Annotated in this window: 3 protein-coding genes; all 3 read right to left on the bottom strand. The window is 50.4% G+C overall.

Annotation, left to right across the window (positions count from 1 at the left end; translation table 11 throughout):
* Positions 1-1521 (bottom strand): HAMP domain-containing protein (locus GF404_05360; protein MBD3381609.1); only part of this gene is annotated, 1521 nt, incomplete at its 3' end.
* 374 nt (positions 1522-1895) lie between these two features.
* On the bottom strand, positions 1896-4133 hold the full coding sequence (locus tag GF404_05365; GenBank protein ID MBD3381610.1) for a TonB-dependent receptor: 2238 nt from the start codon (positions 4131-4133) through the stop codon (positions 1896-1898).
* Between the two features lie 8 nt (positions 4134-4141).
* Positions 4142-5023 carry a hypothetical protein gene (locus GF404_05370; GenBank protein ID MBD3381611.1) on the bottom strand — a complete coding sequence of 294 codons (882 nt, stop codon included), beginning with the start codon at positions 5021-5023 and terminating at the stop codon, positions 4142-4144.
* Positions 5024-5214: the final 191 nt, after the last annotated feature.

Consider the following 5214-nt stretch of genomic DNA (forward strand, 5'->3'; position numbering starts at 1 on the left):
CTGCATGCTGTTGATAGTGTCGGCCACGACATTGTTGCCCTGGTTGGCATTGTCGGAAGCCGCCTTGGCCAGTTCGGAGGCCTCGGAAGCGTTCTTAGTCGATTCCATGATCGTGGCGGTCATCTCCTCGATCGCGGTCGCTACCTGGGCGGCCTGCTGGGTCTGATCGTTAGCACCAGCCGCCATCTGCTCAGACGATGATGATATCTCAGTCGCCGCTGAGACAAGCTGGGTAGCATTGTCAGTCAGCTCACGCACGATCTGTTCCAGGTTGCCGGTCATACGGGCAAAGGCAGTGCCCAACACGTCTCGATGCGATTTGGCATTAATCGCTACAGTCAGGTCGCCCTCGGCAACCTTGGTGGCAGCTCCAGCCATCTCCTGCATATAGGTGACCAATGAACGGAATGAATTGGCCAGCTGGCCGATCTCATCGCCGGATTCATAGGTAACATTCTGATTGATATCGCCGGTAGCGATTTGCTCGGCAATATTTGCAACATTTGAAATCGGCTGTGAAATTGAGCGGGCAAAGAACCAGCCGACAGCGACGATCACCACGCCCATCAGTAAGGCGATGATCATAATCGCGTTTTGCAGAGCATGGGTGGCGGCAAACGCCTCAGATTCATCGATCTCGGCCAGGATTCCCCAACGCATACCGAGGATATCGATCGGAGCATAGGCCGACAGAACATTGATCCCGCGATAATCTTTTACAATTTCAGCACCTGTTTCGCCATTGGCGGCGGCCTTAGCAGTCTTAGTGTCGATTTTTTGTGCAAGAATTGTGGACTGATCCGAGAATCGTGAATCGGAACGCATATACAGGTCAGAGCCAACCAGGTAAGTTTCACCCGACTCACCCAGACCGCTGCGATCCTGCATGATCTTGTTAATCTGTCCGATCGCCAGCTGCAGGGCGACTACACCGACGAACTGGCCATTTTCGTCTTTAACCGGCGCGCCTACAAAGGAGGCCGCGGTTCCATTGGAAGGCGCGTAGTGATCGAAGTCTACCATGGCAGTCTCGTTGCGCGCTTTTTTGAAGAGATCGGCGATATTCTCAGAAGAAAAACGGCCGCGTACCAGATTGGTAGCGAAATCCGGCTCCTTTTCGACTGTGTAGACGATATCACCGTCCGGTGAAATCAAAAACAGATCATAGTAACCGTATTCCTTCTCATACTGAGTCAGCCAGGGAGAAAACTGCTTGTCGACCTGGCGATATTCAGAGGAGAGCGCTCCACCGGATGAGAATGTCTCGGCATATCTCTGCATCGCTTCCACAACCGTTGGGTTGGTGGAAAGGACCGTGACATCCCCCATCCGTTCACCGAAGTAGTTTGAAATCTGGGTCGATTTAACGTCCCGGAGCGAAATCAATTGGTTGAAGGCTTTGTCATTTAAAGCTGTTTTGGCTTTATTGAGACTGATTATCCCGACAGTGCCCATCGGAATCAAACCGATCAGCAAAAAGATGAGGATAAGCTTGAAATTAAGTTTGAGATTCTTTAACACACGTCCCTCCTTAGCAGTGTGGATTTATGTTTATTGCTTTATACAATAATCAGGCATACAGCACGGTTTGGATGCCATGCTGTTGAAATCTTTATTTCGTCAGTTGCAGATAGACGACTTATGGTGCAACGATTATTTTTTTAGCATTTACCGCCTCCCTGAAAACAGCCCCCGCTTTTTATCAACTCACTAATCTTGTGGATATCTATGAGTATTATCGAAAAGGCCGGCTGTAGCTTAACAAGAGAGTTCAACAAATATCAGTGATTTAGGGAGAAATGTCTGGCGGATTTATCAGTGCTGTATATATCTCCTATATTCTGCACACCGCATTTTCATCATGAAACGCGGCCGCAACATGCGACCGCGCTCATTTACAGATCGAAATAGAGTTTGTAAGTCAGGCGCAGGCTTCTGCCAGCCTCCGGCAATATCGACTTGATACGGGAGAGATGGTTGCGGTATTCTGTATCCAGCAGATTATCGAGTATTACATTAAAGGAATGAATCTGGCCACCCAGGTTGAAAAGGTATTGACCGCGCAGATCGAAGACAACGTATCCGGCAGTCGGTTCCTCGAACTGATCGACCTTATCCTGCCTGTCTGCCAGGTGAAGATCGGCGCCGAGAGTGAAACCGCGATGAGAATACTGCGCGGAAAGATCGCCTTTCAATGGCGGTATCTGTGGCAGGTTGGAATCGTCAGCGGAAAGCGTACCCCTGGTATATGACAGCGTGGCGGAAACTTTCAAGCCAAAATCCGTCTTCAGCCGGGTTTCAGCCTCGATCCCCTGTAATACAGCACCGACTTCATCAGAGGCGTAGATAGGCAGGAAGGTGGCGTAATTGATCTCTCCGCTGTTGCGGGCGATGATATAGTTATCGAGTTCATTGCGATAATAAGTCAATCTGAAATACCAGGGCTCGCGATAATAATACGAGTAGATTTCCGCTCCCCAGCCATGTTCACCCTTCAGCTCGGGATTGCCGACTTCAAATGAATAGGCCGCCAGGTGAGGCCCCTCCGAGTAAAGCTCCTCGATAGTCGGTACTCTTGCCGAACGGCTGATATTTAAGCCGCAATGAAAACTCGAGGAGAGATCGTACAAAAACGCAGCGGAGAGCGATAGACTGTTGAAAATCCGCTTTCTTATTTCTCCAATATCTGATTGCAGGTCCGGCCCCCTGGGTTCGATTTTGTTGTATTCATAGCGCACACCGAACTCCATGCCCAGTCTTCTCAGCTGCAGGTACTCGTAGGCAAACACCGCCAGCTTCATAGACCTGGAATCAGGATTGAATACATGGCCACCGATACGATAATCACGATCCTCTATGGAAACTCCCCAGGTACCTCGTTTCAATGAGCCTTTTTCCGAATGATCGAGGTGGGCATATCCGCGCCGGTTCGTGATCTTGAAATCCGCACCGACAGAACCGTTGGATTCGTACTCGGTATGACGGTAATATGTTCGCTTGATGCTCAACTTCAAGCGCTCAAAAAATCCGGAGTTCAAATCGTACTTAACTCTCGCGCTATGGCGTCGTTTTTTCATCTCGATATCAACACCTTTGGGATGTCCCCCGATAAATCCACCCGGGATTCCATAGCCAAGTTCGAAATCGCGATAGGAATACCCGATCAAACCCCGCTCAAAAAAATATGCTCCTCCCGCTGACCAGTCCTGGTCATCGGAATAAGAATTATCGAGTTCTCCCTCGGGAGTATCCATATCAGAGGCTGTCCTGCGATTGAACTCTCCCTTTGCGACAAAATCGCCCAACGGTACACTGCCGGAGGCCGACATCAGCTGACCATCGTTGACAGTTTCACCGTAAGTTCCCAGAACGCCCTGGATGTTATCATGTTTTTGAATTGGAATCTCGTTGCGGATTACATTAACCACACCGCCGATGGTGGTTGAACTCAGCAGAAGCACTTTGGGTCCGCGCATTACTTCCAGCCGTTGAAGCGAAAACGGTTCGATCGTGACAGCGTGATCCGGTGATGTGGCCGAGAGATCGGAGGTTTTCGAACCGTCCTCGGCAATCATAACCCGGTCTCCACCCAGCCCGCGAATCACCGGCCGGGCCGGCGCCGGCCCCATACTGCGGATTGCCAGCCCGGTTTCATTTTTCAATGTCGCCGCGAGTGTCTGGTTAAGCTTTTGCTGGAGTTCGCGCCCCTCGACCACCCCGGTCATCTCATTCAACTCCGCAAACCGCGATTCCAACCGGTTACCGGTCACGATCTGGGGAGAGCTCTCCAGAGCACGGGGAAATAAATAAATCACGTAACCGGAGGTTTCCGATTTCGTGCACTCGAGTTTCAGCTGGTTTTCTTCGTAGCCGATCCGATGGCATCGCAGTTCATATGTTCCCCGCTCAAGTGAATGGAAGCTGAATTCTCCATCCTGATTGGAGATCTTCGCACGTTCCTGACCCGCGATTTCTATTACCGCCCCGGCAACCGGACTACCGCTTTCGGCATCAATAACCACCCCTTTTAAAACGCTCGCATACAGATCAGTCGCGGTCAGAACAGCAAAAATCAATACGAGTACCGCGGTCCTGATAACACCGCGGTACCGGCTAACGTGATGATGAATCATCGAAACTCCTAATTCACACTCACAGTGATCGGCTTGAATGTTTTGCCGATATGATCGTCATGATAGATATAGACTGTGATAGTGGTTGTACCGGGGTTTTTACCCTGGAGCTTGAAGGCCCAGGGTTCATCCTGTTCCTGTCCGGTTACTGCCACAATCGATGTATCTGCTGATTCGACCACCAGCGAGTGGGGCGGTACCGGGGGCCAGAACTCCGTGCCGCTGTAATCGAAGAAAAGCGCCTCGATATGGTCTGTGGTGGTGCCGGAACTGACGCTCAATGTACCCTGGACTGACTGACTGCTGTCGGCCAGATACGATGTCGCCAGTGAATCCCCGCTTTCCTCGTCGATCAATTTAACCCCGATCGGGGCGTCGTGGAGCACCTGGTCACCGACTGTAAGTGGAATCGGCAGGGTGGCGAAATCAGGATGATCGATATGATAGACCTGGAAACTGACCGTGGTCTGGCCCGCCTTTTTACCGCGGATATGAAACTCGAATTCACCATCCTCGCCCTCATGCCACCACAGTTCGGCTACACTCGTATCGCCAAAAACTGCCGACAGGTATTTATCCGCGTCATCAGGCGGATCGACGATATCACCATCTTCATCGTAGAATTTAGCATTCATATGCGGATTCAGTCCCTGACTGATCGTGATCGAATCCTGTTCAGCCACCTGGTCAGAAGCTGTGTAATCCGGCCCGTAGTAATCTAAAACAACAGCACCGGACTGGTAGATAAGCATCCCGATCGCATCAAAATGAATAGCCTGTGGCGAAAGCGGATCATCGTCAGAACATCCACCCGCCAGGCACATGAACAGAACTGCACTTGCCAGGACAAGGCTCAAGTTACGTATTCTTCTTATTTCAGTTCTTAGCATAAAGCAAATTCCTTTCCCATAAGAAATACTAATCCATCGCCATCAGGAACAAAACACCCCTGGCGTGGATATGATTGCTGATTTTAGATTGTAACTAAGCTCAGGCCGGGAAAGGTGGAGCGCGCAAATCTATATCATTCGCATACTGGCGAACATGGGGATTCTGAAAATGGAATGAATAACTATCTTCA

It is taken from the genome of Candidatus Zixiibacteriota bacterium (assembly GCA_014728145.1).
Taxonomy (GTDB): domain Bacteria; phylum Zixibacteria; class MSB-5A5; order JAABVY01; family JAABVY01; genus WJMC01.